General features: G+C 70.1%; 20 protein-coding genes and 1 pseudogene. 16 read left to right on the plus strand and 5 right to left on the minus strand.

The genetic code is table 11. The features are described from left to right. The first annotated feature begins 184 nt into the window (after positions 1 to 184). Both smc and ACWD3I_RS28215 read left to right on the plus strand, forming a co-directional pair. Positions 185 to 3,769 (plus strand): chromosome segregation protein SMC, encoded by a 3,585-nt coding sequence (gene smc / locus ACWD3I_RS28210; RefSeq protein WP_365402663.1) that lies wholly within the window; start codon positions 185 to 187, stop codon positions 3,767 to 3,769. Positions 3,770 to 4,008: 239 nt separating this feature from the next. Next, complete coding sequence (locus tag ACWD3I_RS28215; protein ID WP_365402666.1) at positions 4,009 to 5,424, plus strand: sugar porter family MFS transporter; 1,416 nt, start codon at positions 4,009 to 4,011, stop codon at positions 5,422 to 5,424. Between the two features lie 108 nt (positions 5,425 to 5,532). On the opposite strand, the gene ACWD3I_RS28220 is transcribed toward ACWD3I_RS28215, so the two are convergent. Genes ACWD3I_RS28220 through ACWD3I_RS28230 form a run of 3 tightly spaced genes read right to left on the minus strand, consistent with a single transcriptional unit; the run spans position 5,533 to position 8,442 of the window. Next, a complete protein-coding gene (locus tag ACWD3I_RS28220; protein ID WP_365402669.1) occupies positions 5,533 to 5,910 on the minus strand; it encodes a hypothetical protein in 378 nt (125 codons plus the stop codon). A gap of 37 nt (positions 5,911 to 5,947) precedes the next feature. Continuing rightward, positions 5,948 to 6,919, minus strand: coding sequence for an LLM class flavin-dependent oxidoreductase (locus ACWD3I_RS28225; protein WP_365402672.1), 972 nt, complete (start codon positions 6,917 to 6,919; stop codon positions 5,948 to 5,950). Between the two features lie 53 nt (positions 6,920 to 6,972). After that, a complete protein-coding gene (locus ACWD3I_RS28230) occupies positions 6,973 to 8,442 on the minus strand; it encodes a cytosine permease (RefSeq protein WP_365402675.1) in 1,470 nt (489 codons plus the stop codon). Positions 8,443 to 8,551: 109 nt separating this feature from the next. Here ACWD3I_RS28230 and ftsY point away from each other — a divergent pair, with 109 nt between their 5' ends. After that, positions 8,552 to 9,754 (plus strand): signal recognition particle-docking protein FtsY, encoded by a 1,203-nt coding sequence (gene ftsY / locus ACWD3I_RS28235; protein WP_365402678.1) that lies wholly within the window; start codon positions 8,552 to 8,554, stop codon positions 9,752 to 9,754. A 104-nt stretch (positions 9,755 to 9,858) separates the two neighbouring features. On the opposite strand, the gene ACWD3I_RS28240 is transcribed toward ftsY, so the two are convergent. Next, a complete protein-coding gene (locus tag ACWD3I_RS28240) occupies positions 9,859 to 10,524 on the minus strand; it encodes a bifunctional DNA primase/polymerase (protein ID WP_365402681.1) in 666 nt (221 codons plus the stop codon). 434 nt (positions 10,525 to 10,958) lie between these two features. On the opposite strand from ACWD3I_RS28240, the gene nsdA reads away from it, so the two are divergent. The 6 genes from nsdA (at position 10,959) to ftsH (ending at position 20,732) form a co-directional block, all read left to right on the plus strand. Beyond that, complete coding sequence (gene nsdA, locus ACWD3I_RS28245; protein WP_266887533.1) at positions 10,959 to 12,452, plus strand: transcriptional repressor NsdA; 1,494 nt, start codon at positions 10,959 to 10,961, stop codon at positions 12,450 to 12,452. Between the two features lie 313 nt (positions 12,453 to 12,765). Further along, positions 12,766 to 14,103, plus strand: coding sequence for an ammonium transporter (locus ACWD3I_RS28250; RefSeq protein WP_365402685.1), 1,338 nt, complete (start codon positions 12,766 to 12,768; stop codon positions 14,101 to 14,103). Beyond that, positions 14,100 to 14,438, plus strand: coding sequence for a P-II family nitrogen regulator (locus tag ACWD3I_RS28255; protein ID WP_003997576.1), 339 nt, complete (start codon positions 14,100 to 14,102; stop codon positions 14,436 to 14,438). Before ACWD3I_RS28250 ends, ACWD3I_RS28255 begins: the two co-directional genes overlap by 4 nt. A 25-nt stretch (positions 14,439 to 14,463) precedes the next feature. Further along, positions 14,464 to 16,917: a [protein-PII] uridylyltransferase gene (locus tag ACWD3I_RS28260; RefSeq protein ID WP_365402689.1), complete on the plus strand. Its 2,454-nt coding sequence runs from the start codon at positions 14,464 to 14,466 to the stop codon at positions 16,915 to 16,917. A 220-nt stretch (positions 16,918 to 17,137) separates the two neighbouring features. Beyond that, positions 17,138 to 18,691, plus strand: coding sequence for a signal recognition particle protein (ffh, locus tag ACWD3I_RS28265; protein ID WP_365402692.1), 1,554 nt, complete (start codon positions 17,138 to 17,140; stop codon positions 18,689 to 18,691). A 103-nt stretch (positions 18,692 to 18,794) separates the two neighbouring features. Next, a complete protein-coding gene (gene ftsH / locus ACWD3I_RS28270) occupies positions 18,795 to 20,732 on the plus strand; it encodes an ATP-dependent zinc metalloprotease FtsH (protein WP_365405433.1) in 1,938 nt (645 codons plus the stop codon). A 42-nt stretch (positions 20,733 to 20,774) separates the two neighbouring features. Here ftsH and ACWD3I_RS28275 read toward each other — a convergent pair whose 3' ends face one another. Beyond that, the gene (locus tag ACWD3I_RS28275) at positions 20,775 to 21,632 is read right to left on the minus strand and encodes an SAM-dependent methyltransferase (RefSeq protein WP_365405435.1); all 858 of its coding nucleotides are present in this window, start codon (positions 21,630 to 21,632) and stop codon (positions 20,775 to 20,777) included. 277 nt (positions 21,633 to 21,909) lie between these two features. On the opposite strand from ACWD3I_RS28275, the pseudogene ACWD3I_RS28280 reads away from it, so the two are divergent. The 7 genes and pseudogenes from ACWD3I_RS28280 to rplS form a co-directional block, all read left to right on the plus strand. Beyond that, positions 21,910 to 22,280 (plus strand): annotated as a pseudogene (locus tag ACWD3I_RS28280) (hypothetical protein); the annotation flags it as partial. 138 nt (positions 22,281 to 22,418) lie between these two features. Further along, a complete protein-coding gene (locus tag ACWD3I_RS28285; RefSeq protein WP_046258840.1) occupies positions 22,419 to 23,015 on the plus strand; it encodes a hypothetical protein in 597 nt (198 codons plus the stop codon). Between the two features lie 266 nt (positions 23,016 to 23,281). Next, a complete protein-coding gene (gene rpsP, locus ACWD3I_RS28290; RefSeq protein ID WP_046258839.1) occupies positions 23,282 to 23,701 on the plus strand; it encodes a 30S ribosomal protein S16 in 420 nt (139 codons plus the stop codon). A 2-nt stretch (positions 23,702 to 23,703) separates the two neighbouring features. Further along, positions 23,704 to 23,943 carry an RNA-binding protein gene (locus ACWD3I_RS28295; protein ID WP_005479813.1) on the plus strand — a complete coding sequence of 80 codons (240 nt, stop codon included), beginning with the start codon at positions 23,704 to 23,706 and terminating at the stop codon, positions 23,941 to 23,943. 84 nt (positions 23,944 to 24,027) lie between these two features. Next, positions 24,028 to 24,573: a ribosome maturation factor RimM gene (gene rimM, locus ACWD3I_RS28300; protein ID WP_365405440.1), complete on the plus strand. Its 546-nt coding sequence runs from the start codon at positions 24,028 to 24,030 to the stop codon at positions 24,571 to 24,573. Further along, positions 24,570 to 25,403, plus strand: coding sequence for a tRNA (guanosine(37)-N1)-methyltransferase TrmD (gene trmD / locus ACWD3I_RS28305; RefSeq protein ID WP_365405443.1), 834 nt, complete (start codon positions 24,570 to 24,572; stop codon positions 25,401 to 25,403). Before rimM ends, trmD begins: the two co-directional genes overlap by 4 nt. A 133-nt stretch (positions 25,404 to 25,536) precedes the next feature. After that, positions 25,537 to 25,887, plus strand: coding sequence for a 50S ribosomal protein L19 (rplS, locus tag ACWD3I_RS28310; protein WP_361518720.1), 351 nt, complete (start codon positions 25,537 to 25,539; stop codon positions 25,885 to 25,887). The last annotated feature ends 32 nt before the right edge of the window (positions 25,888 to 25,919 follow it).

Below are 25,919 nucleotides of genomic sequence, written 5' to 3' on the forward strand. Positions count from 1 at the left end.
ATCAGCCGCTAAGTTGTCAGAGTTTGAGTTTGCAAGGGACGCTTCGGCGTCCCTTCTTTCTTTCCCCCGCGTACACCTTCCCGCTCTCTTTAACGTCTGATGTGCCCTGCACGTTCATTGGTGAAACCGCGGGACACAGCGCGTTCATGGAGTGAGACAACCCCGGAAGGTAGAGTCCAGCGGCGTGCACCTCAAGGCCCTGACCCTGCGCGGGTTCAAGTCGTTCGCCTCGGCGACCACGCTCCGGTTCGAGCCGGGTATCACGTGTGTCGTCGGACCGAACGGCTCGGGCAAGTCCAACGTCGTCGACGCCCTCAGCTGGGTCATGGGCGAGCAGGGCGCCAAGTCGCTGCGCGGCGGCAAGATGGAGGACGTCATCTTCGCCGGCACCACCGGGCGGCCCCCGCTGGGCCGTGCCGAGGTGTCGCTGACCATCGACAACTCCGACGGGGCGCTGCCCATCGAGTACGCCGAGGTCACCATCACGCGGATCATGTTCCGCAACGGCGGCAGCGAGTACCAGATCAACGGCGACACCTGCCGGCTGCTGGACATCCAGGAACTGCTCTCCGACTCCGGCATCGGCCGCGAGATGCATGTCATCGTCGGCCAGGGCCAGCTCGACTCGGTCCTGCACGCGGATCCGATGGGCCGCAGGGCCTTCATCGAAGAGGCCGCGGGTGTGTTGAAGCACCGCAAGCGCAAGGAGAAGGCGCTGCGGAAGCTGGACGCGATGCAGGCCAACCTCGCGCGCGTGCAGGACCTCACGGACGAGCTGCGCAGACAGCTGAAGCCGCTGGGCCGCCAGGCGGCGGTCGCACGGCGGGCCGCGGTGATCCAGGCGGATCTGCGCGACGCCCGACTGAGGCTCCTGGCCGACGATCTCGTACGACTGCGCCAGGCGCTCAAGTCCGAGATCGCCGACGAGGCCGCGCTGAAGGAGCGCAAGGAAGCCGCCGAGCAGGAGCTGAGGAAGGCCCTGCAACGGGAGGCTCTCCTGGAGGACGAGGTGCGGCAGTTGACGCCGCGGCTCCAGCGGGCCCAGCAGACCTGGTACGAGCTCTCCCAGCTCGCCGAGCGGGTGCGCGGCACGGTCTCGCTCGCCGACGCGCGCGTGAAGAGCGCGACCTCGGCGCCACCGGAGGAACGGCGTGGCCGTGACCCCGAGGACATGGAGCGCGAGGCCGCCCGGATCCGTGAGCAGGAGGCCGAGCTCGAAGCGGCCCTGGAGGCGGCCGAGCATGCCCTGGAGGACACGGTCACGCACCGCGCCGAGCTGGAACGCGAACTCACCCAGGAAGAACGGCGCCTGAAGGACGTCGCCCGCGCCATCGCCGACCGCCGCGAGGGTCTGGCCCGGCTGAACGGGCAGGTCAACGCGGCCCGTTCGCGCGCCGCCTCGGCCCAGGCCGAGATCGACCGGCTGGCTGCCACGCGGGACGAGGCCCAGGAGCGGGCCTTCGCCGCGCAGGAGGAGTACGAGGCGCTCAAGGCGGAGGTCGACGGGCTCGACGCGGGCGACGCCGAACTGGCGGAACAGCACGACGCGGCGAAGGCGGCGCTGGCCGAGGCGGAGACCGCGCTGACGGCAGCCCGGGAGGCGGCCACGGCGGCGGAGCGGAAGCGGGCGGCGACACAGGCCCGGCACGAGGCGCTCGCGTTGGGGCTGCGCAGGAAGGACGGGACCGGAATACTGCTGGGCGCGAAGGACCGCCTCACCGGTCTGTTGGGCCCGGCGGCAGAACTGCTGACGGTGACACCGGGCTACGAGGTGGCCCTGGCGGCGGCTTTCGGAGCGGCGGCGGACGCACTGGCGGTGACCTCACCGTCGGCGGCGGCGGACGCGATCCGGTTGCTGCGGAAGCAGGACGGCGGGAGGGCATCGCTCCTGCTGACCGGCGTGCCCGAGGCGCCCCTCAGGGGCGCGGAGAACTGCGCGACCAGCCACGACGAACCCGCAGACGCCACACGACCTCGCGCGGCAGATTTCGTCCGCGGCCCTTCGGATCTCATGCCGGCCGTACGCCGCCTGCTCCACGGCATCGTCGTCGTCGGCACCCTCGAAGACGCCGAGGACCTCGTCTACGCCCACCCCGACCTCACCGCCGTCACCGCCGAAGGCGACCTCCTCGGCGCGCACTTCGCCCACGGCGGCTCCGCGGGCGCCCCCAGCCTCCTCGAAGTACAGGCATCCGTCGACGAGGCAGCAGCCGAGCTGGAAGAACTCGCCGTCCGCTGCGAGGAGTTGAGCGAGGCCCAGCACGAGGCCCAGGAGCAGCGGAAAGAACGTACCGCACTGGTCGAGGAGCTCAGCGAGCAGCGCCGCGCCGCCGACCGGGAGAAGTCGACCGTGGCCCAGCAGCTCGGCCGGCTGGCCGGACAGGCACGCGGCGCCGCAGGCGAGGCCGAGCGGTCCGTCGCCGCCGCCACGAGGGCACAGGAATCGCTCGACAAGGCCCTCCAAGACGTAGAGGAACTCGCCGAACGCCTCGCCGTCGCCGAGGAGATGCCCGTCGAGGAAGAGCCGGACACCTCCGTACGGGACCGGCTCGCCGCCGACGGTGCCAACGCCCGGCAGACGGAGATGGAGGCTCGGCTCCAGGTGCGTACGCACGAGGAGCGCGTCAAGGGCCTCGCCGGCCGCGCCGACTCCCTCGACCGCGCCGCCCGAGCCGAGCGCGACGCACGCGCGCGTGCCGAGCAGCGGCGGGCACGGCTGCGGCACGAGGCCACGGTCGCCGAGGCCGTCGCCTCCGGTGCGCGGCAACTCCTCATGCACGTCGAGGTGTCGGTCGGGCGAGCCGAGGAGGAGCGAGCCGCCGCCGAGGCCGCCAAGGCGCGCCGCGAGCAGGAGCTGGCCGCCGCCCGCAACGCCGGCCGGGACCTCAAGGGCGAGCTCGACAAGCTGACCGACTCGGTCCACCGGGGTGAGGTCCTCGGCGCCGAGAAGCGCATGCGGATCGAGCAGTTGGAGACCAAGGCGCTGGAGGAGCTGGGCGTCGAGCCCGCCGGGCTCGTCTCCGAGTACGGGCCCCACCAGCTCGTACCGCCTTCTCCGCCCGCCGAGGGCGAGGAGCTGCCGGAGGACCCGGAGCATCCGCGCAACCAGCCGAAGTCGTTCCACCGGGCCGAGCAGGAGAAGCGGCTCAAGGCGGCCGAACGGGCCTATCAGCAGCTCGGGAAGGTGAACCCGCTCGCGCTCGAGGAGTTCTCGGCGCTGGAGGAGCGGCACAAGTTCCTCAGCGAGCAGCTGGAGGACCTGAAGAAGACCCGGGCCGACCTGCTTCAGGTGGTGAAGGAGGTCGACGAGCGCGTCGAGCAGGTCTTCACCGAGGCCTTCCGGGACACCGCCCGCGAGTTCGAGGGTGTCTTCAGCCGGCTGTTCCCGGGCGGTGACGGGCGGCTGATCCTCACCGATCCCGACAACATGCTCACCACAGGGGTCGACGTCGAGGCGCGTCCGCCGGGCAAGAAGGTGAAGCGGCTCAGCCTGCTCTCGGGCGGTGAGCGGTCGCTGACGGCCGTGGCGATGCTGGTGTCGATCTTCAAGGCCCGGCCCAGCCCGTTCTATGTCATGGACGAGGTCGAGGCCGCCCTCGACGACACCAACCTGCAGCGGCTGATCCGCATCATGCAGGAGCTGCAGGAAGCCTCGCAGCTGATCGTCATCACCCACCAGAAGCGCACGATGGAGGTCGCCGACGCGCTGTACGGCGTCTCCATGCAGGGCGACGGTGTGTCGAAGGTCATCTCGCAGCGACTTCGCTAGTCGCGTGGCCTCTACACCTATCGTGACCTGCGTCTTCTGATTGACTTCAAGTCTTGAACGAATTGCCACCTCGTGGGTACGGAAAATTCACAACAGTCCCCCTGTTAACTTTGAAACTTGAAGGCATAGTCTCTGCAACGTTGCTTTTACCTTCAGGTGGTGGGCGGCGTGAAGCTATGCGCCACTGGAAGGGCTCACCCCCCACCCGGCAGCGCTGCCGGTGGCCCGAGGAGTTTCACTTGACCAGCACAGCGGCACCCAAGTCAGGAGCCAGGTCGGCTCAGCCCGAGCACCTCGGGCACGTCATCTTCATCGCGGCGGCGGCCGCGATGGGAGGCTTCCTCTTCGGCTACGACAGCTCCGTGATCAACGGCGCGGTCGAGGCCATCCGGGATCGCTACGACATCGGCTCCGCAGCGCTGGCCCAGGTCATCGCCATCGCCCTGATCGGATGCGCCATCGGCGCCGCGACCGCCGGCCGGATCGCCGACCGGATCGGCCGCATCCGGTGCATGCAGATCTCGGCCGTCCTCTTCACGGTCAGCGCGGTGGGTTCGGCACTGCCCTTCGCCCTGTGGGACCTCGCCTTCTGGCGCGTCGTCGGTGGCTTCGCCATCGGTATGGCCTCCGTGATCGGCCCCGCCTACATCGCGGAGGTCGCCCCACCGGCCTACCGCGGTCGCCTCGGTTCCTTCCAGCAGGCCGCGATCGTCATCGGCATCGCCATCTCGCAGCTGGTCAACTGGGGCCTGCTGAACGCGGCCGGCGGTGACCAGCGCGGCAAGCTGATGGGCATCGAGGCCTGGCAGGTCATGCTCGGCGTCATGGTGATCCCGGCCGTCCTCTACGGGCTGCTCTCCTTCGCGATCCCCGAGTCCCCGCGCTTCCTGATCTCCGTCGGCAAGCACGAGCGCGCCCGCGGGATCCTCAAGGAGGTCGAGGGCGACAACATCGATCTGGACGCCCGCGTCACCGAGATCGAGCAGGCCATGAACAGCGAGCACAAGTCCACGTTCAAGGACCTGCTCGGCGGCAGCTTCTTCTTCAAGCCGATCGTCTGGGTCGGTATCGGCCTCTCGGTCTTCCAGCAGTTCGTCGGCATCAACGTCGCGTTCTACTACTCCTCGACCCTGTGGCAGTCGGTCGGTGTCGACCCGACGGAGTCGTTCTTCTACTCGTTCACCACGTCGATCATCAACATCGTCGGCACCGTGATCGCCATGATCTTCGTGGACCGCGTCGGCCGTAAGCCGCTGGCCCTCATCGGCTCGGTCGGCATGGTGATCGGTCTCGGCCTGGAGGCCTGGGCCTTCTCCTTCGACCTGGTCGACGGCAAGCTGCCGGCCGCGCAGGGCTGGACCGCCCTGATCGCCGCCCACATCTTCGTCCTCTTCTTCGCCCTGTCCTGGGGTGTGGTGGTCTGGGTCTTCCTCGGCGAGATGTTCCCGAACAGGATCCGCGCCGCCGCCCTGGGTGTGGCCGCCTCCGCGCAGTGGATCGCCAACTGGGCCATCACCGCGAGCTTCCCGTCGCTGGCGGACTGGAACCTCTCCCTGACCTACGTGATCTACACGGTCTTCGCCGCGCTCTCCATCCCCTTCGTCCTCAAGTTCGTGAAGGAGACGAAGGGCAAGGCGCTGGAGGAGATGGGCTGAGCGGCCCGCACGAACTCGGGGGGAAGGGCCCAACCCCGCTGCCCCTCTCCCCGTGACCCCTCACCGTCGCCCCGGTTCGGCCACTGCCCGAGCCGGGGCGGCCCCTTGTCACCAGATGAGGACGCCGGCCCCCAGCTCCTGGGCGCGCCGGGCGGTCGCCTCGATGTTGTCCAGCCGGCGCTCGATCTGGCTCCGGTGCTCGATGAGCTCCCGGGGGCGCCATGTGGTGGTGGCGATGCGTTCGAGGTTCGCCCGCAGCAGCGTGACCTCGCCCAGGAAGTCCACCACTTCGTCCGCCTCGACGTACAGGTCGCGTTCGGCCAGCACGGGCAGGAACCGGGCGCCCAGCGAGCGCGCCGTGTCGGAGCCCCAGACCGTCTGGCGCCACCTCTCGAAGCCGGCCGAGTCGTCGCAGCCCTCCGGGACGTCGAGGACCCGGAACCGGCCGTTCGCGTCTCGCACGAACACATCCACGCACAGACTCATGGGACCAGTTGATCACCGCAGCGGAGGCCCGCGCAGGTCAATTCCCCAGCGCCGGCAGCACCTCCTCCGCGAACAGCCGCAGACTCCGCCACCCCTCCTCCAACGGCATGCCGCCCGCCAGCGGATGCAGTACGAGGTTGTCGAGGCCCTGCGCCACGCACTCGGCCGGGGTCAGGATCCGGTACACGCCCTCGGCACGCAGCTCGTCCACGCTCGTGGCCCCCGACTTCACGGCGGACCGGATGTCCCCGGACTGCCAGGAGGCGTACGTCCGGGCCTCGTGCAGGAAGCAGGAGCCGTAGGTGTCCCACGCCCGGTCCGGGTCCTCGGCGATGTGCAGCAGGGGCGTCTCGGCGGCGGGCATCATCGTCCAGCCCTCGGTGCCGTACTCGACGAGCCGCTCCTTGTAGTACGCCTCCAGCTCCGGCAGATGAGCGCTCGGGAAGAACGGCAGGCCCAGGCGGGCGGCCCGGCGTGCGGCGGCTCGGGAGGAGCCGCCGACCAGGAGCAGGGGGTGCGGGTCGGTGCAGGGGCGCGGGGTGACACGTACCGTACGGCCTCGGTACTCGAACTCCTCGCCGGTCCAGGCCTTGAGCAGCGTCTCCAGCAGTTCGTCCTGGAGCTTGCCGCGCCGCTTCCAGTCCACGTCGAACTGGGCGTACTCCTCGGGCCGGTAGCCGATCCCGGCGACCGTCACCAGGCGGCCGCCGCTCAGCAGATCCAGTACGGCGATCTCCTCGGCCAGCCGCAACGGGTCGTGCAGCGGACCGATGATCGCCGAGACCGTGACCGCGATCCGCCGGGTCGCGCCGAAGACGGCGCCCGCAAGAGCGAACGGTGAGGGCAGCCAGTTGTTGGCGACGCCGTGGTGCTCCTCGGTCTGCACGGTGGTGATCCCGTGCTCGTCGGCGTACGCGGCCATCTCCAGGGCGGCCTGGTAGCGGGCGCGGAGGGAGGCGGGGGTGGCGCCGGGTTCGACGAGGTTGAAGCGTACGACCGTGACGGGCATGGGTTCCCCCTCGATGCGCTGGGCGGTGGAGGGGGACGCTAGCTGACGATGCGTCAGATGGCCATGGTCGCGGGCTCCTCGGCCGAGGAGGCCTTCTCGCCGACCGCCGGCTTCGGGAGCACCGCGTACAGCACGCCCGAGACCACGATCGTCGCGACCCACCCGAGGCCGTACTCGCCGATCGGGTTGTTCGAGGCCAGCGGACCGGTGAACCAGTCGGACGTGGTGAACAGGAGCCCGGTGCCGAGACCGGTCGCCCAGGCCGCGACCGCCGCCGGGGCGAAGCCGCCCCGGTACCAGTACGCACTGGTGCGGCCCGTGTCGAGGAGGGCCTCGGCGTCGTACTCCGTGCGGCGCAGCATGTCGACGCCGAAGACGCCGAGCCAGGCCGAGAAGGCCACCGCGAGCAGCGAGAGGAAGGTGACGAAGGGGCCCATGAAGCCGGTCGCGGCGAGCATCAGGACGCTGCCGAGGACCAGGGAGATCGCCGCGTTGACCGAGACCGCCCAGTGGCGCGGGACCTTGAAACCGAGCGTCTGCGCGGTGAAGCCCGCCGAGTACATGGACATCGAGTTGATCAGCAGGGTGCCGATCAGGGCCATCAGCAGATAGGGCACCGCGAGCCACAGCGGGAGGACCTCGCCGAGGAAGGACACGGGGTCCGGGGCGGAGGCCAGGTCAGGGGTGGCCGAGGCCATCACCACGCCCATCAGGACCATCGGCAGCACGACGATCCCGGCGCCGCCCACCGTGTTGCGCACGATCGCCGCCGAGGACGTCGAGGCCGGCAGATAGCGCGTGAAGTCGGGAGCGGAGGGCACCCAGCTGATCCCGCCCGCCGCGATCAGACCCACCCCCGTGATCATCGCCGACGTCGGTCCCGCGCTCTGCCCGAAGATCCTGCTCCAGTCCGTCTCCACGACCAGACGGCCGAGGACGAGGACGGAGAAGCCCCCGAAGAGACAGGTCGCCCACTTGTTGCACTTCCGCACGGCGTTGATGCCCATGCCGGAGATCGCGAACGTCGTGATCACGAAGAGCAGGAGAGTGACGACGACGAGCGGGGTGTTGCTCTTGATGTCGAACAGGATGTCGAGGACGGTCAGCAGTGCGTAGGCGCCGGTCACCGCGTTGATCGTCTCCCAGCCCCAGCGGGCGATCCAGATCAGCGATCCCGGCAGCAGGTTCCCGCGCTGCCCGAACGCCGCCCGGGACAGGGCCATGCCGGGGGCGCCGCCGCGCTTGCCGGCGATTCCGACGAGACCGACCAGGCCGTACGAGACGATCGGCGCCGCGACGCCGACCACCAGGGCCTGCCAGAAGTTGAGTCCGTAGCCGACGGACAGGGTCGCACCCATGGTCAGGAGCAGGACGCTGATGTTGGCGGCGACCCAGGTGGGGAACAGTTCCCGGGGGCGGGCGGTGCGCTCGGCGTCCGGGACCGGTTCGATGCCCCGGGTCTCGAGGCCGTGGTTCTCCAGGGCCGTCTCGAGGGCGCCATCGTGGGGGGCGGTGGTGCTCATGGGACGCCATCGTACTTTGGTCTGATTAATCCTCTACGAGACCCTTTGTCCTTTGGTGGAAAGTACAGGCTGGGTCCGGCAGGGGCCCATGACCGATACTGGACGGGATATGGAAACCGTCATCCTTGCTGTAGTCATCGCCGTGGTCGTGCTCGGTGTGCTCGGCGGGCTCGTCGTCGGCAGCCGACGTAAGAAGCCGCTGCCCCCGCCGCCTCCCGCAGCGCCCGACATCACCGCCCCTCCGGCCGAGCCGCACGTCGGCGACGAGGCCGAGACGCCCCGCGACGAACCACGCCGGACGATAGAGGAGGTGGATCTCCCGGACGGCTCTGCCCCGGTCGCCGTCGAGGAGCCGCCGGCTCTTGAAGTCCCCGAGATCGAGGTCCCCGAGCCCACGGCCGGACGGCTCGTCCGCCTGCGCGCGCGCCTCTCCCGCTCCCAGAACGCGCTCGGCAAGGGGCTGCTCACGCTCCTGTCGCGCGAGCACCTCGACGAGGACACCTGGGAGGAGATCGAGGACATCCTCCTCACCGCCGACGTCGGCGTCGCCCCCACCCAGGAACTGGTCGAGGGCCTGCGCGAGCGCGTGAAGGTGCTCGGCACCCGAACCCCCGAGGAGCTGCGCGGCCTGCTGCGCGAGGAACTCCTCAAGCTGCTCGGCACCGACTTCGACCGCACGGTCAGGACCGAGCCCGAGACCAGCAAGCCCGGCATCGTGATGGTCGTCGGTGTCAACGGCACCGGCAAGACCACCACCACCGGCAAGCTCGCCCGGGTCCTGGTCGCCGACGGCCGCAGTGTGGTCCTCGGCGCCGCCGACACCTTCCGTGCCGCCGCCGCCGACCAGCTCCAGACCTGGGGCGACCGGGTCGGCGCCCACACCGTCCGGGGCCCCGAGGGCGGCGACCCCGCCTCCATCGCCTTCGACGCGGTGAAGGAGGGCAAGCAGATCGGCGCGGACGTCGTGCTGATCGACACCGCCGGGCGCCTCCACACCAAGACCGGGCTCATGGACGAGCTCGGCAAGGTCAAGCGGGTCGTGGAGAAGCAGGCGCCGCTCGACGAGGTGCTGCTGGTGCTGGACGCCACGACCGGGCAGAACGGCCTCGTGCAGGCCCGTGTCTTCGCCGAGGTCGTCGACATCACCGGCATCGTGCTGACCAAGCTGGACGGCACGGCCAAGGGCGGCATCGTGATCGCGGTCCAGCGGGAGCTGGGCGTGCCGGTGAAGCTGGTGGGTCTTGGTGAGGGTGCGGACGACCTGGCGCCCTTCGAGCCGGAAGCGTTCGTGGATGCACTTATCGGTGAGTAGAACTCACCCGCCGTCGGTGGGGAGAATGCCTCCACATGAAGAAGTGCCCGCCCCCAAGGTGCAGTTGGGGACGGGCACTTCGCCGTGTACGCCTGCTCGTACCGCTATGCCCGCGACCGGTGCGCCACATAGGCCAGGGTCCCCAGCAGCAGCCTCGCCGCCGGCGGTTTCGTCGCCGAGTCCAGCCCGGGGGAGCGCAGCCAGTCGACCGGGCCCAGGCCGGCGCGGTCCGAGGGCGGGGCCGTGATGTGGGTGCCGGGGCCCAGGCCGCGCAGGTCCAGGGAGGTCGGGTCGTCCCAGCCCATGCGGTAGAGGAGCTCGGGGAGTTCGGCGGCGGCGCCGGGGGCGACGAAGAACTGGGCGCGGCCCTCGGGGGTCGCCGTCACCGGGCCGAGAGGGAGGCCCATGCGTTCCAGGCGGACCAGGGCGCGGCGGCCTGCGGGTTCGGCCACCTCGATCACGTCGAAGGCCCGGCCGACCGGCAGCATCACCGAGGCGCCCGGGAACTCGGCCCAGGCACCGGTCACTTCGTCCAGTGTCGCCCCGGCGGGCACCTCCGGTGCGAAGTCCAGCGGGTGCGCGCCCGGTGCCCGGCAGTCCGCCCGGCCGCAGGAGCAGGCACCCGCGGCGGCCCGGGCGCCCGGGACGACGTCCCAGCCCCAGAGCCCGGTGAACTCGGCCACGGCGGTGCACTCCGACGAGCGGCCGCGGCGACGAGAGGAGGACCGGATGTCGCGGATCCCCCGACTGCTGCCGATCGTGAAGCCCATGCCCCCTCCAACGGGTCCGACGCACCGGTGGTTACGAGACAGGCACGGAAAGTGATCTGAGCGGTGCCCTCGAACGTCCACTCGGCGCCCGGATGTGCCCCGGGTGGTGCGCCCGGCCTTGTGCGCCCCTGAGTGCACCGTTCCGCCCACTCCCGGCTGTCCTCTGTCAAGTGAATCGCGTGCAGGCGACCGTGAGTTCATTCGAAGGGGTGGCGAATGGTGGCGTTTCCGGGATCGCCATGGCTGGAGGGGTGATCGTAGGATTACTTTGAGTGCACGAGTCCTGGGGACACATGCACTTGTGGGTATGCCGGAGGCAAGTCGGCATCCCGTTCGAAGGGTGAGAAGTACCGGACGGGCGGCCGTATTTACCGGCATTCTGATAGGGCTTGGCGCACTCAGCGACAAGTGGTCTCAGGGATGGGGGCGTTCCAGTGAGCGGCAACGGCGAAAGTGGAACGGGCGCCGGCAGCGCGGCGAACGGCGACAAGCGCCCCAATGAGCTGCTCACCTCGTGGTTCGTGCGCAGCGGCTGGTCGAAGGGCGAACTCGCCCGCCAAGTCAACCGCCGGGCCCGCCAGTTGGGCGCCAACCACATCTCCACCGACACCTCGCGCGTCCGCCGCTGGCTGGACGGCGAGAATCCCCGTGAACCGATCCCCAGGATCCTGTCGGAGCTGTTCTCCGAGCGGTTCGGCTGTGTCGTCTCGGTCGAGGATCTCGGCCTGCGCGCCGCCCGCCAGTCACCGTCCGTGTCCGGGGTCGACCTGCCCTGGACGGGCCCGCAGACCGTGGCCCTGCTCAGCGAGTTCTCGCGCAGCGACCTGATGCTGGCGCGGCGCGGCTTCCTCGGGACCTCGCTGGCCCTGTCCGCGGGCCCGTCCCTCATCGAGCCCATGCAGCGCTGGCTCGTGCCCTCCCCGTCCGCCTCGCACCACGAGCCCGAGTCGGCGGCCGCGGCCCGACGGGTCGGCCGGCTGTCCAAGCCCGAGCTGGACCTCCTGGAGTCCACCACCGTGATGTTCCGGCAGTGGGACGCCCAGTGCGGCGGCGGTCTGCGCCGCAAGGCGGTCGTCGGCCAGCTCCACGAGGTCACGGACCTCCTCCAGGAACCCCAGCCCGACACCACCACCCGCAAGCTGTTCAAGGTCGCCGCCGAGCTGGCGGAACTCGCGGGCTGGATGTCGTACGACGTCGGGCTCCAGCCCACCGCGCAGAAGTACTTCGTCCTGGCCCTGCACGCCGCCAAGGAGGCCGGCGACAAGCCGCTGGGCTCGTACGTCCTGTCCAGCATGAGCCGCCAGATGATCCACCTCGGCCGGCCCGACGACGCCCTGGAGCTGATCCACCTCGCGCAGTACGGCAGCCGGGACTGCGCGAGCCCGCGCACCCAGTCGATGCTGTATGCGATGGAGGCCCGCGCCTACGCCAACATGGGGCAGCCCGGCAAGTGCAAGCGCGCCGTCCGGATGGCCGAGGACACCTTCGCCGACTCCGACGAATGGGACGAGCCGGACCCCGACTGGATCCGCTTCTTCTCCGAGGCCGAGCTGCACGGCGAGAACTCCCACTCCTACCGTGACCTGGCCTATGTCGCCGGCCGCAGCCCCACGTACGCCTCCCTGGCCGAGCCCCTGATGCAGCGGGCCGTGGACCTCTTCGCCAAGGACGCCGAGCACCAGCGGTCGTACGCACTCAACCTGATCGGCATGGCCACCGTGCACCTGCTCCAGCGCGAGCCCGAGCGCAGCGCGGTGCTGGCCGAGGAGTCGATGCATATCGCCAAGAAGGTCCGCTCCGAGCGCGTGAACACTCGTATCCGAAAGACGGTGGACACGGCCGTACGCGATTTCGGTGATCTCGCCGAGGTTGTGGATCTCACCGAGAAGCTCGGCATCGAGCTTCCGGAGACGGCCGAAGCAGTCTGAATTCCTTGAGCCCCGGCCGCGGCCGGCCCTCCCGAACTGCCCGACTCGGCTCCCCCATGCCAGGTCATCGGAAGGCCGACCGCGGCCGGTTTCTTGCCTTCACCGAAGGTTGCGCCACGATAACGATCCTTCCGGCGAACATCCGGCAGTTCATCGAGGCGTAACACGTAAGGCGCCTTCGTCACGGCGGCGAAACAACGAGGGGCTTCCAACGAAACCGCGCTGCGCCAATCTCTTGGCGCATAACCGGCCCACCCCTCAATCCGCTCAGGCTTCGCCCGCACGGGGCCGTACCAACGACGAGGAGACGCCGATGGCACCAGCCATCACGATGGCGGCAGACGTAGAGCTGTCGCCCGCCAACACGGGCTTCATGCTCATCTGTTCCGCCCTGGTGCTGCTCATGACCCCGGGTCTGGCCTTCTTCTACGGAGGCATGGTCCGCGTCAAGAGCACCCTGAACATGCTGATGATGAGCTTCATCAGCATGGGGATCATCACCATCCTGTGGGTGTTGTACGGCTTCTCCGTCGCCTTCGGCGCCGACAAGGGCAGCCTCGTCGGCTGGACGTCGGACTTCGTCGGGCTCAGCGGGATCGACAAGGGAGACCTCTGGCTCCCGTACAACATCCCGGTCCTGGCCTTCATGGTCTTCCAGCTGATGTTCGCGATCATCACGCCCGCTCTGATAAGCGGTGCGCTGGCCGACCGTGTGAAGTTCTCCGCCTGGGCGCTGTTCATCGCGCTGTGGGCCACGATCGTGTACTTCCCCGTCGCCCACTGGGTCTGGGGTACCGGCGGCTGGGCCTTCGACCTGGGCGTGATCGACTTCGCCGGTGGTACGGCGGTCCACATCAACGCCGGTGCCGCGGCGCTCGGCGTGATCCTGGTCATCGGCAAGCGCGTCGGGTTCAAGAAGGACCCGATGCGCCCGCACAGCCTCCCGCTGGTCATGCTCGGCGCCGGTCTGCTGTGGTTCGGCTGGTTCGGCTTCAACGCCGGTTCGTGGCTCGGCAACGACGACGGCGTCGGCACGCTGATGTTCGTCAACACGCAGGTCGCCACCGCGGCCGCCATGCTGGCCTGGCTCATCTACGAGAAGATCCGCCACGGCGCGTTCACCACGCTGGGCGCCGCCTCCGGCGCGGTCGCCGGTCTGGTCGCCATCACCCCGTCCGGTGGTGCGGTCACCCCGATCGGTGCGATCGCGGTCGGTGCCATCGCCGGTGTCCTGTGCGCCATGGCCGTCGGCCTGAAGTACAAGTTCGGCTACGACGACTCGCTCGACGTCGTCGGTGTCCACCTCGTCGGCGGTATCGCGGGCTCGGTCCTGATCGGCTTCTTCGCCAGCGGCAAGGGCCAGTCGGATGCGACCGGCGTCTTCTACGGCGACCACTCGTGGACCCAGCTGTGGAAGCAGCTCGCCGGTGTCGGCGGTGTCCTCGCCTACTCCCTGATCGCCTCCGCGGTCCTCGCCTTCATCCTCGACAAGACCATCGGTATGCGGGTCACCGAGGACGAAGAGGTCGCCGGTATCGACCAGGCAGAGCACGCCGAGACCGCATACGACTTCAGCGGCGCCGGTGGCGGTGCCGCCAAGGCCGCCGCGGCCCCGGCCGCCGCGGGAGCGAGCAAGAAGGTGGACGCATGAAGCTCATCACCGCCGTCGTCAAGCCCCACCGGCTCGACGAGATCAAGGAAGCCCTCCAGGCCTTCGGAGTGCACGGCCTGACGGTCACCGAGGCGAGCGGTTACGGTCGTCAGCGGGGCCACACCGAGGTCTACCGCGGTGCCGAGTACACCGTCGACCTGGTCCCCAAGATCCGCATCGAGGTCCTCGCCGAGGACGACGACGCCGAACAGCTGATCGACGTCATCGTCAAGGCCGCCCGCACCGGCAAGATCGGTGACGGCAAGGTCTGGTCCCTGCCGGTCGAGACGGCCGTACGGGTCCGGACCGGCGAGCGCGGACCCGACGCGCTCTGACAGAAGAAGATTTAGGAGCTGCTGGGTGTCGAGTACGGACGTGCGTAAAGAAGCAGAAGACTCGGGACCCAGCGGCTACGCGGCGGCCCGGCTGCGCCTCCTCACCGAGGGGGCGCAGTCCGGGCCGCCGCGCCGTTCGGCCCTCGCCGAACTGACGGACGACTGGCTGTCGGGGCTCTTCGACACGGGAGCCGAGGCACTGCGCGGGGTCTCCCTGGTCGCGGTCGGCGGCTACGGCCGTGGCGAGCTGTCCCCGCGCAGCGACCTGGACCTGCTCCTGCTGCACGACGGCAGCGACTCCGGCGCGGTCGCGACCCTGGCCGACCGCCTCTGGTACCCGGTCTGGGACCTGGGCCTCGCCCTCGACCACTCCGTGCGGACGCCTGCCGAGGCCCGCAAGACGGCCGCGGAGGATCTGAAAGTCCAACTCGGCCTCCTGGACGCCCGTCACCTCGCCGGTGATCTGGGCCTGACCGCCGGACTGCGCACCGCCGTCCTGGCCGACTGGCGCAACCAGGCGCCCAAGCGCCTCCCCGAGCTCCAGGAGCTGTGCGCCGAGCGTGCCGAGCGCCAGGGCGAGCTCCAGTACCTGCTGGAGCCGGACCTGAAGGAAGCCCGCGGCGGACTGCGGGACGCCACCGCCCTGCGCGCCGTCGCCGCCTCCTGGCTGGCCGACGCCCCGCGCGAGGGCCTCGACGACGCCCGGCGCCGGCTGCTCGACGTACGCGACGCCCTGCACCTCACCACCGGGCGCGCGACCGACCGGCTCGCGCTCCAGGAGCAGGACCAGGTCGCCGCCGAGCTCGGACTGCTCGACGCGGACACGCTGCTGCGGCAGGTGTACGAGGCGGCGCGGGTCATCTCGTACGCCAGTGATGTCACCTGGCGCGAAGTGGGGCGCGTGCTGCGCTCGCGGGCCGTGCGGCCGCGGCTGCGCGCCATGCTGGGCGGTGGCAAGCCGGTGGCGGACAGGTCGCCGCTGGCGGAGGGCGTGGTCGAGCAGGACGGCGAGGTGGTGCTCGCCCGCGCCGCGCGTCCCGAGCGCGACCCCGTGCTCCCGCTGCGCGCCGCCGCGGCCGCCGCGCAGGCGGGCCTGCCGTTGTCGTTGCACGCCGTGCGGCGCATGGCGGCCAATGTGCGTCCCCTGCCCACGCCCTGGCCCGCCGAGGCGCGCGAACAGCTCGTGACCCTGCTCGGCTCCGGCTCCCCGACGATCGACGTCTGGGAGGCGCTGGAGGCGGAGGGGCTGATCACACGTCTGCTCCCCGACTGGGAGCGGGTGCGCTGTCGGCCGCAGCGCAACGCGGTGCACATCTGGACGGTCGACCGGCATCTCATCGAGACCGCGGTGCGGGCCTCGGAGTTCACCCGGCGCGTCCACCGTCCCGACCTGCTGCTCGTCGCCGCGCTGCTGCACGACATCGGCAAGGGGTGGCCCGGCGACCACTCCGTGGCCGGCGAGATCATCGCGCGCGACGTGGCGAGCCGGATCGGCTTCGACCGGGAGGACGTGGCGGTGCTCGCGTCCCTCGTACGCCATCACCTGCTGCTCGTGGACACGGCCACCCGGCGTGACCTGGAGGACCCGGCGACGGTCCGTTCGGTCGCCGAGGCGGTCCGTTCGCAGGGCACCCTCGAACTGCTGCACGCCCTGACGGAGGCCGACGCGCTGGCCACCGGGCCGGCCGCCTGGTCGTCCTGGCGGGGCTCGCTCGTCGCCGACCTGGTCAAGCGGGTCTCGGCCATGCTCGCCGGCGACGACCTGGACGAACCCGAGGCCGCCGCGCCCACCGCCGAACAGGAGCGGCTCGCCATCGAGGCGATCGCGACGGGCAGCCCGGTGCTGTCGCTGCGCGCGCAGACCGAGCCGCCGGCCCTCGCGGAGGGACAGCCGGCCGGCGATCCCGAGCCGCTCGGTGTGGAGCTGCTGATCGCCGTACCCGACCGGGCCGGCGTGCTGCCCGCGGTGGCCGGCGTGCTCGCCATGCACCGCCTGACCGTCCGCACGGCCGAGCTGCGCGCCCTGGACCTGCCGGACGGCGTCGAGGGCTCGGTGCTGCTGCTGAACTGGCGGGTGGCGGCGGAGTACGGCTCCCTGCCGCAGGCGGCGCGACTGCGCGCGGATCTTGTGCGGGCGCTGGACGGTTCGCTGGACATCGCCGGGCGACTGGCCGAGCGGGACGCCGCCTATCCGCGCAGGCGCGGTGTGGTCGCGCCCGCGGCGCGGGTGACCGTCCATCCGGCCGCGTCCCGGCTGGCCACGGTGATCGAGGTGCGCGCGCAGGACGCACCGGGGCTGCTGTTCCGGATCGGACGGGCGCTGGAGGACGCGGGGGTGCGGATGCGCAGCGCGCATGTGTCCACGTTGGGCGCCAACGCCGTCGACGCGTTCTATGTCACGGGGGCCGAGGGGGCGCCGCTGCCGGGGGAGGAGGCGTCGAGCGTGGCGCGGAAGCTGGAGGAGACGCTGCGGGCGTGACCTGGCGGCCATGGTGCGCGACAGCCGGGTGCGTTCCCCGCTGACGCGGGGGTGATCCGGCGCGCCTCCGCGAGGCCGGCATGCGCGCGATCCGCTCCCCGCCGACGCGGCGCTTTCCGTCCCCGTCCGCTCAACCCAGCGGGCGGGGACGATTTGCTTGCCGGGCCGGATACCCTGGAGGGCAGTCCAAACGCCCCCGACTCCGAGGACCGACGCCGCCGTGTTCGATACCCTCTCCGACCGCCTCAGCGCGACTTTCAAGAATCTCCGCGGCAAGGGCAGGTTGTCCGAGGCGGACATCGACGCCACGGCCCGCGAGATTCGCATCGCCCTCCTCGAAGCGGACGTGGCTCTGCCCGTCGTCCGGACGTTCATCAAGAACGTCAAGGAGCGCGCGCTCGGCTCCGATGTCTCCAAGGCGCTGAACCCGGCCCAGCAGGTTCTGAAGATCGTCAACGACGAACTCGTCACGATCCTCGGCGGTGAGACCCGGCGACTGCGCTTCGCCAAGCAGCCGCCCACCGTGATCATGCTCGCGGGTCTGCAGGGTGCCGGTAAGACCACCCTCGCCGGAAAGCTCGGCCACTGGCTGAAGGAGCAGGGCCACTCGCCGCTCCTCGTCGCCGCCGACCTTCAGCGTCCCAACGCCGTGAACCAGCTCAGCGTCGTCGCCGAGCGCGCCGGCGTGGCCGTCTTCGCGCCGGAGCCCGGCAACGGAGTCGGTGACCCGGTCAAGGTCGCCAAGGACTCCATCGAGCACGCCAAGTCCAAGGTCCACGACATCGTGATCGTGGACACCGCCGGCCGCCTCGGCATCGACCAGGAGATGATGCAGCAGGCGGCGGACATCAGGGACGCCGTTTCGCCCGACGAGATCCTCTTCGTCGTCGACGCGATGATCGGCCAGGACGCCGTCAACACCGCCGAGTCCTTCCGCGACGGCGTCGGCTTCGACGGCGTGGTGCTCTCCAAGCTCGACGGTGACGCCCGCGGTGGTGCGGCCCTGTCGATCCGGCAGGTCACCGGCAAGCCGATCATGTTCGCGTCGAACGGCGAGAAGCTCGACGACTTCGACGCCTTCCACCCTGACCGGATGGCCTCCCGCATCCTCGACATGGGTGACCTGCTCACCCTGATCGAGCAGGCGGAGAAGACGTTCAGTCAGGAAGAGGCCGAGAAGATGGCCTCCAAGCTGGCGTCCAAGAAGGGCCAGGACTTCACCCTGGACGACTTCCTGGCCCAGATGGAACAGGTCAGGAAGATGGGCAGCATCTCCAAGCTGCTCGGCATGCTCCCGGGCATGGGCCAGATCAAGGACCAGATCAACAACCTGGACGAGCGGGACGTCGACCGCACGGCCGCCATCATCAAGTCGATGACCCCGGCCGAGCGCCAGGACGCGACGATCATCAACGGCTCGCGCCGCGCCCGTATCGCCAAGGGCTCCGGAGTCGAGGTCAGCGCGGTCAAGAACCTGGTCGAGCGGTTCTTCGAGGCGCGCAAGATGATGTCCCGCATGGCCCAGGGCGGCGGCATGCCGGGGATGCCCGGGATGCCGGGCATGGGTGGCGGCCCCGGCCGCGCCAAGAAGCAGCCGAAGCAGGCCAAGGGCAAGCAGCGCTCCGGCAACCCGATGAAGCGCAAGCAACAGGAGGCCGAGGAGGCCGCGCGCAAGGCCGCGGGCGCCCAGGGTGGCAACGCCTTCGGTGTGCCGGGACAGCAGGCCCCGCAGGACTTCGAGCTGCCGGACGAGTTCAAGAAGTTCATGGGCTGACGATTCGTTCTGTACGTCGCTGGGGGCGCCCTCCGTCACGGAGGGCGCCCCCAGCGACGTAGGCGCACATGCCCGTGTCGCTTTCCTGTCGTAACGTCCGGATATGACCAAGCCTGCGCCGTCGCGGAAGTCCCCCGACCAGCCCTGGCGTACCGAGGGCACCCCGCAGGAGCCGCCGAAGCCGCCGCCCGGCGGGCGGAAGCCGCGCGGGGGCTGGTGGAGCCTGCTCCTCACCGCGCTGATCGTGTTCCTGATCGCCAACCTCGTGCTGTCGTACTTCAACGACGGCGACGAGCCGACGATCTCGTACACCGAGTTCAGCAAGCAGGTCGACGACGGCAACGTCAGCAAGATCTACGCCAAGGGCGACGCGATCCAGGGTCAGCTCAAGAAGAAGCAGGACGACCCCGAGGGCGACGGCACCTACACCAAGTTCAAGACCGAGCGGCCGACCTTCGCGGACGACCAGCTCTGGGAGGACCTGACCAAGCACGACGTCACCGTCACCGCGGAGCCGGTCGTCCAGCAGCGCAGCTTCCTGTCCAACCTGCTGATCTCGCTGGCCCCGATGCTGCTCCTGGTCGTGCTGTGGATCTTCATCGCGCGGCGGATGAGCGCGGGGATGGGCGGCGCCGGCGGGATGCTCGGGCGCAAGGCCCCGCCCAAGCCGGTCGAGCTGGAGTCGGGGGAGAAGCGCACGACGTTCCAGGACGTGGCGGGCATCGACGAGGTCGAGGGCGAGCTCAACGACGTCGTCGACTTCCTGAAGAACCCGGACGCCTATCGGAAGATGGGCGCCAAGATGCCGCGCGGTGTGCTGCTCGCGGGTCCGCCCGGTACCGGGAAGACACTGCTCGCGCGGGCCGTCGCCGGTGAGGCGGGGGTGCCCTTCTTCTCGGCTTCCGCGTCCGAGTTCATCGAGATGATCGTGGGCGTCGGCGCTTCACGCGTGCGTGAACTGTTCGCCGAGGCGCGCAAGGTGGCCCCGTCGATCGTCTTCATCGACGAGATCGACACCATCGGCCGGGCCCGCGGTGGCGGCTCGGGCATGGGCGGCCACGACGAGCGCGAGCAGACCCTCAACCAGATCCTCACCGAGATGGACGGCTTCTCCGGCTCGGAGGGCGTCATCGTCATCGCGGCGACCAACCGGGCCGACGTCCTGGACCCGGCGCTGACCCGCCCCGGCCGCTTCGACCGGGTGGTCATGGTCTCGCCCCCGGACCGGGGCGGCCGTGAGGCGATCCTGGAGATCCACACCCGCGAGATCCCGCTCGCCGACGGCGTCGACCTGGCCCAGGTCGCCCGTACGACCCCGGGGATGACCGGTGCCGAACTGGCCAACCTGGCGAACGAGGCGGCGTTGCTGGCGGTGAAGCGCAAGCAGGAGAGGGTCACGCAGACCGACCTCTCCGAGGCGCTGGAGAAGGTCCAACTGGGCGCCGAACGCCCGCTGGTGATGCCCGAGGAGGAGCGCCGCCGCACCGCCTACCACGAGAGCGGACACGCCCTCCTCGGCATGCTGCGACCGGGCGCCGACCCCGTTCGCAAGATCACCATCGTGCCGCGCGGACGGGCCCTCGGCGTGACGCTGTCGACGCCGGACGCGGACCGGTACGCGTACACCGAGGAGTACCTGCGGGGCCGCATCATCGGCGCACTCGGGGGCATGGCCGCGGAGCACGTCGTCTACGACGCCATCACCACCGGTGCGGAGAACGACCTCGAACAGGTCACCAACATCGCGCGCGGCATGGTCGCACGGTGGGGGATGAGCGAGCGCGTGGGCCGGCTGTCCGCGCTGCCCGGTGACGCCCAGCAGGCTTACGGTCTCTCGGCGGCCCCGCAGACCCTGGACGTGATCGAGCACGAGATGCGCCGGATCGTGGACGACTGCTACGAGGAGGCCTGCCGCAAACTCCGCGACCACCGCGACCAGTTGGACGCCCTCGCCCAGGCCCTGCTGGCGAACGAGACCCTGGAGGAGGCGGACGCGTACCGGATCGCGGGGATCACACGGCTGACCAAGGACGATGGCTAGGCCCGCTGCTGTGTCCCGTTCAGGCCGATCCCGCGCGGGTGTTCAGGGCACGCGCGCGATCAGGTACCGGAACACGTTCGGCATCCACACCGTGCCGTCCCGGCGTTGGTACGGGTGGAGGGCCTCCTTGACCTCCTTGTCGACCTGGGCCTGGTCCGTCGCGGAGATCGCCGCGTCGAAGAGGCCGGTGGAGAGCAGGCCCCGCAGCGCGCTGTCCACGTCGGCGTAGCCGAAGGGGCAGGCGACCCGGCCGGAGCCGTCCGGTTTGAGGCCCGCCCGCTGGGCCACCTCCTCCAGGTCGTCACGGAGTGCGGGGCGCCAACTGCCCGTGCTGCGCAGCGGATCCGCCAGTTTGGTGGCCACCCGCAGCACGGACGACGTGGTGCAGCGTTCCGGCGGACCCCAGCCGGCGAGCACCACGGGCGCCCCCCGTTCGACGAGCGGCGTCGCCGCGGCGAGCAGCCCGGAGAGCCCTTCCGAGTCGCCCGCGAGACACCCGATGGGCTCGAAAGCGGTCACCAGGGTGTACGCGGGCGTCTCCGCGTCGGCCGCGTCCCGAGGGTGACCGTCGACGATCCGGGTCTCCGCACGCGCACGCGTGCCCCATGCCTCGGGCAGCAGCCGCTGCCGGGCCAGCGCCAGTCGTTCGGAGGACGAGGAGTCGACACCGGTGACCGCGGCCCCTCTCGACGCCGCCATCAGCAGGGCGAGTCCGCTGCCGCAGCCGAGGCCCAGCACCCGGGTGCCGGCGCCCACTTCGAGTCGCTCGTAGACGGCCTCGTAGAGCGGAACCAGCATCCGCTCCTGGATCTCGGACCAGTCACGCGCGCGTGCACACCGGTCCACACGGGGCTCCTCTCCCGTATGAGTCAGGTGCTGCCGCACGAGCGTAGGTGTCATCGAAAGCGCCCCAATCCGCCGAGAGTTGCTGCTGTGCCCGATTCCATAGCCCCCGTGACGTGCGCTCGCTCTCCCCCCGTATGCCAGATAACTCCGCACTCGGGCGCGCGTCCAGGGTCTGTGGGGCCCGGCTTGTGGGTTCGCTGTGCACCTGGCGAGATTTCACATCCCGGCAACCTGGACCCGTAGCATGGTCATCCGGCCGTACGGGTACGGGCTGTGGGGCGGACGCAGGCGGAGATGGTTGCCGGTGATCAACCAGTGGGCGCACGTGGTCCGTCGGGAACGGATCCAGGCCGTCGGTATGGCGATCAAGGGCGACGAGGCGGTTCTGGCCAAGGTCCGCGAGCCCGGCGGTCGGAGCGTGCCGGTACGGATCGGGATCGGGCCCGTGACCTGGAGAGCGGCACGGAGATGCCGGCCGGGCGCGCGGTGATCGTACGGTGTCTGGTCGCCGAGGGCGGGTCGGTTGGCGACGGCGCCAAGGCGCCCGGTAACGTCGCGGTCGTCGCGCGCGCTGATCGAGGTAGCGCCCTTCCGGCGGGAGAGCGACCGAAACGCCTCTTGCGCATCCGCGGACCACAGTCACCCCGGCGCGCGGACACCGTCTACGTGGCGGGTCGTATATCGGACTACGTACCGGCTTAGTGCGAGCTGTGAGGCTTCTCCGCAGATCAGCGCACCCGCCCTCGTCAGGACGCATCAGCGGCAACTGACGGGTACGTGCAAATTATTTGGGATGCCCCGGAATCGGAACACTGGGGCACTCCGGCTCGTTGTCATTACGTGAGCACGACACAGACACCACCTGTTCTCGCCGCCGAGCTGGCGCAGGCGTGGGCCGACATTCAGCGGTACCACCCCGAGCTGCCCGATCTCGCCGCGCCAGAGTCCCTGATCGGAGAGTCGTCGTCCGCGTGCGGACACGAGCTCTCCTTCGAGCGACTGCTCCACGAGGCAGTCCATGGGATCGCCGCCTCCCGCGGCGTCCGTGACACCTCCCGCGCCGGCCGCTACCACAACCGCAGATTCCTCGCGATCGCCGAGGAGCTGGGCCTGGACCATCCCGAGGAGCCGCACCCCAGCAGTGGCTTCTCACTGGTCACCCTCAACCCGGAGGCCAAGCGCCGCTACCGCCCGACCATCGAGCGGCTCCAGCGCGCCCTGAAGGCCCACACGGCGGCCACCTCGGCCGACACGGCCCGCTCCTTCCGCGGCCCGGCCGCCCGGCACGGCTCGTCCGGCGGCGGCGTACGCGTCAAGGCGGTCTGCGACTGCGGTCGCAATGTGCGCGTCGTCCCGTCGGTCCTGGCGCAGGCGCCCATCGTCTGCGGAGGGTGCGGCAAGCCGTTCCGGATTCCCGAGGTCCTCGGGGCCGCGTAGCCGCGGCCGGTGGAGTACCGGCATCTCGTGGGTGCCGGAACGACGCCCGGGGCACCCTGCGCTGCCGGGTGCCCCGCAGGCGTGCCTCGCCGCGGGCTCCGTCCGACGCGACCCGCCGGGTATGGCACAATGGCTAGCTGTACTCGACAGCCGCACAGGAACCCTCTCGCCTCCGGCTGACGCGTCCATCGGGCACTCGGGTACCGCAACCCCACGCGGCAATCTCGCCGTGCCCAACCACGTCAAAACCAGGAGAACCCACTCCCGTGGCAGTCAAGATCAAGCTGAAGCGTCTGGGCAAGATCCGTTCGCCTCACTACCGCATCGTCATCGCCGACTCCCGCACCCGCCGTGACGGCCGTGCGATCGAGGAGATCGGTCTGTACCACCCGGTGCAGAACCCCTCGCGCATCGAGGTCGACTCGGAGCGCGCGCAGTACTGGCTGGGTGTCGGCGCGCAGCCGACCGAGCCCGTCCTCGCCATCCTCAAGCTGACCGGCGACTGGCAGAAGTTCAAGGGCCTGCCCGCCCCGGCTCCGCTGCTCGTGGCCGAGCCGAAGGCCACGCGCCCGGTGTTCGACGCCCTCGGTGGCGACGACGAGGGCAAGGGTGAGGCCATCACCCAGAAGAAGAAGGCTGAGAAGAAGGACGAGGCTGCCGCCGAGTCCGAGTCGACCGAGGCCTGAGCATGCTCGAGGAGGCTCTCGAGCACCTCGTGAAGGGCATCGTCGACAACCCTGACGATGTGCAGGTCGCCTCGCGCGACCTGCGTCGCGGGCGTGTGCTGGAGGTCCGGGTCCACCCCGACGACCTCGGCAAGGTGATCGGTCGCAACGGCCGCACCGCACGCGCTCTGCGTACCGTCGTGGGCGCCATCGGCGGCCGTGGTGTCCGCGTCGACCTCGTCGACGTAGACCACGTCCGCTGACGCCAAACGCAGCACCGGCTCGGGCCGGGGAGGGCCACTGGGCCGTCCCCGGCCCGTAGTCGTACCTACAGGAGAACAAGCACAGTGCAGCTGGTAGTCGCTCGCATCGGCCGTGCCCACGGCATCAAGGGCGAGGTCACCGTGGAGGTCCGCACCGACGAGCCGGAGCTGAGGCTCGGGCCCGGCGCCGTACTGCTCACGGACCCCGCCTCCACCGGCCCCCTCACCATCGAGACCGGCCGTGTCCACAGCGGTCGCCTCATCCTGCGCTTCGAGGGCGTGAAGGACCGCAGCGCCGCGGAGGCTCTCCGGAACACCCTCCTGATCGCCGAGGTGGACCCGGAGGAGCTGCCCGAGGAAGAGGACGAGTACTACGACCACCAGCTGATGGACCTGGACGTGGTCACCAAGGACGGTGTGGAGGTCGGCCGGATCACCGAGATCTCGCATCTGCCCTCCCAGGACCTCTTCATCGTGGAGCGTCCCGACGGCAGCGAGGTGATGGTCCCGTTCGTCGAGTCGATCGTCATCGAGATCGACCTCGAGGAGCAGCGGGCGGTGATCGACCCGCCGCCCGGGCTGATCGACGACCAGGCCGAGATCGCGTCGTCGAAGGAAGACAGCGCATGAGGCTCGACGTCGTCACGATCTTCCCCGAGTACCTCGAACCCCTGAACGTCTCCCTCGTCGGCAAGGCACGCGCGCGTGGACAGCTGAACGTCCACGTCCGCGACCTGCGCGACTGGACGTACGACCGCCACAACACCGTCGACGACACCCCGTACGGCGGCGGCCCCGGCATGGTCATGAAGACCGACCCGTGGGGGGACGCGCTGGACTCCGTGCTGGCCGACGGCTATGACACGGGCGCCCGCGCGCCCGCGCTCATCGTCCCCACGCCCAGCGGCCGTCCCTTCACCCAGGAACTCGCCGTGGAGCTCTCCGAGCGGCCCTGGCTGGTCTTCACGCCCGCCCGCTACGAGGGCATCGACCGCCGCGTCATCGACGAGTACGCGACCCGGATGCCCGTCTACGAGGTCTCCATCGGCGACTACGTCCTCGCCGGCGGCGAGGCGGCCGTCCTCGTCGTCACGGAGGCCGTGGCCCGGCTGCTGCCCGGTGTCCTGGGCAACGCCGAGTCCCACCGGGACGACTCCTTCGCGCCCGGTGCCATGGCGAACCTCCTGGAGGGCCCCGTCTACACCAAGCCGCCCCGATGGCGCGGCCGGGAGATCCCGGAGACGCTGCTCAGCGGCCACCACGGCAAGATCGCCCGCTGGCGGCGCGACGAGGCGCTCAAGCGCACCACGGCCAACCGGCCCGACCTCATCGAGCGCTGCGACCCCAAGGCCTTCGACAAGAAGGATCGCGAGATGCTCTCCATCCTGGGCTGGGCGCCCGATCCGGCAGGGGAGCCGTACGGCCGATTTTGGCGTCGGGTCGACGACGTGGAACAATAGGCCGCTGTTGTGCGTCGTCCGGCGTGCGCCCCTGCCACAGGGGGACACGACGCCCGCCCCGGCACGGACAACATCCTCCGATACACCTAGCTCCCGCCTATGACCTGTGGCATGGGTGAAGAAAGCAGACGAAATGTCTCACCTGCTCGACTCCGTCGACAGCGCGTCGCTGCGCACCGACATCCCGGCCTTCCGCCCGGGTGACACCGTCAACGTCCACGTCCGCGTCATCGAGGGCAACCGCTCCCGTGTGCAGCAGTTCAAGGGCGTAGTCATCCGTCGCCAGGGCGCCGGTGTCCGCGAGACCTTCACGGTCCGCAAGGTCTCGTTCTCCGTCGGCGTGGAGCGCACCTTCCCGGTGCACACCCCGATCGTCGAGAAGATCGAGCTCGTGACCCGCGGTGACGTGCGTCGCGCCAAGCTGTACTACCTCCGTGAGCTGCGCGGCAAGGCCGCGAAGATCAAGGAGAAGCGCGAGAACTGATCTCGCCTTCCGGGGTCCACAGAGGGGCCGGA

The sequence above is a fragment of the Streptomyces sp. NPDC002817 genome (genome assembly GCF_053592055.1).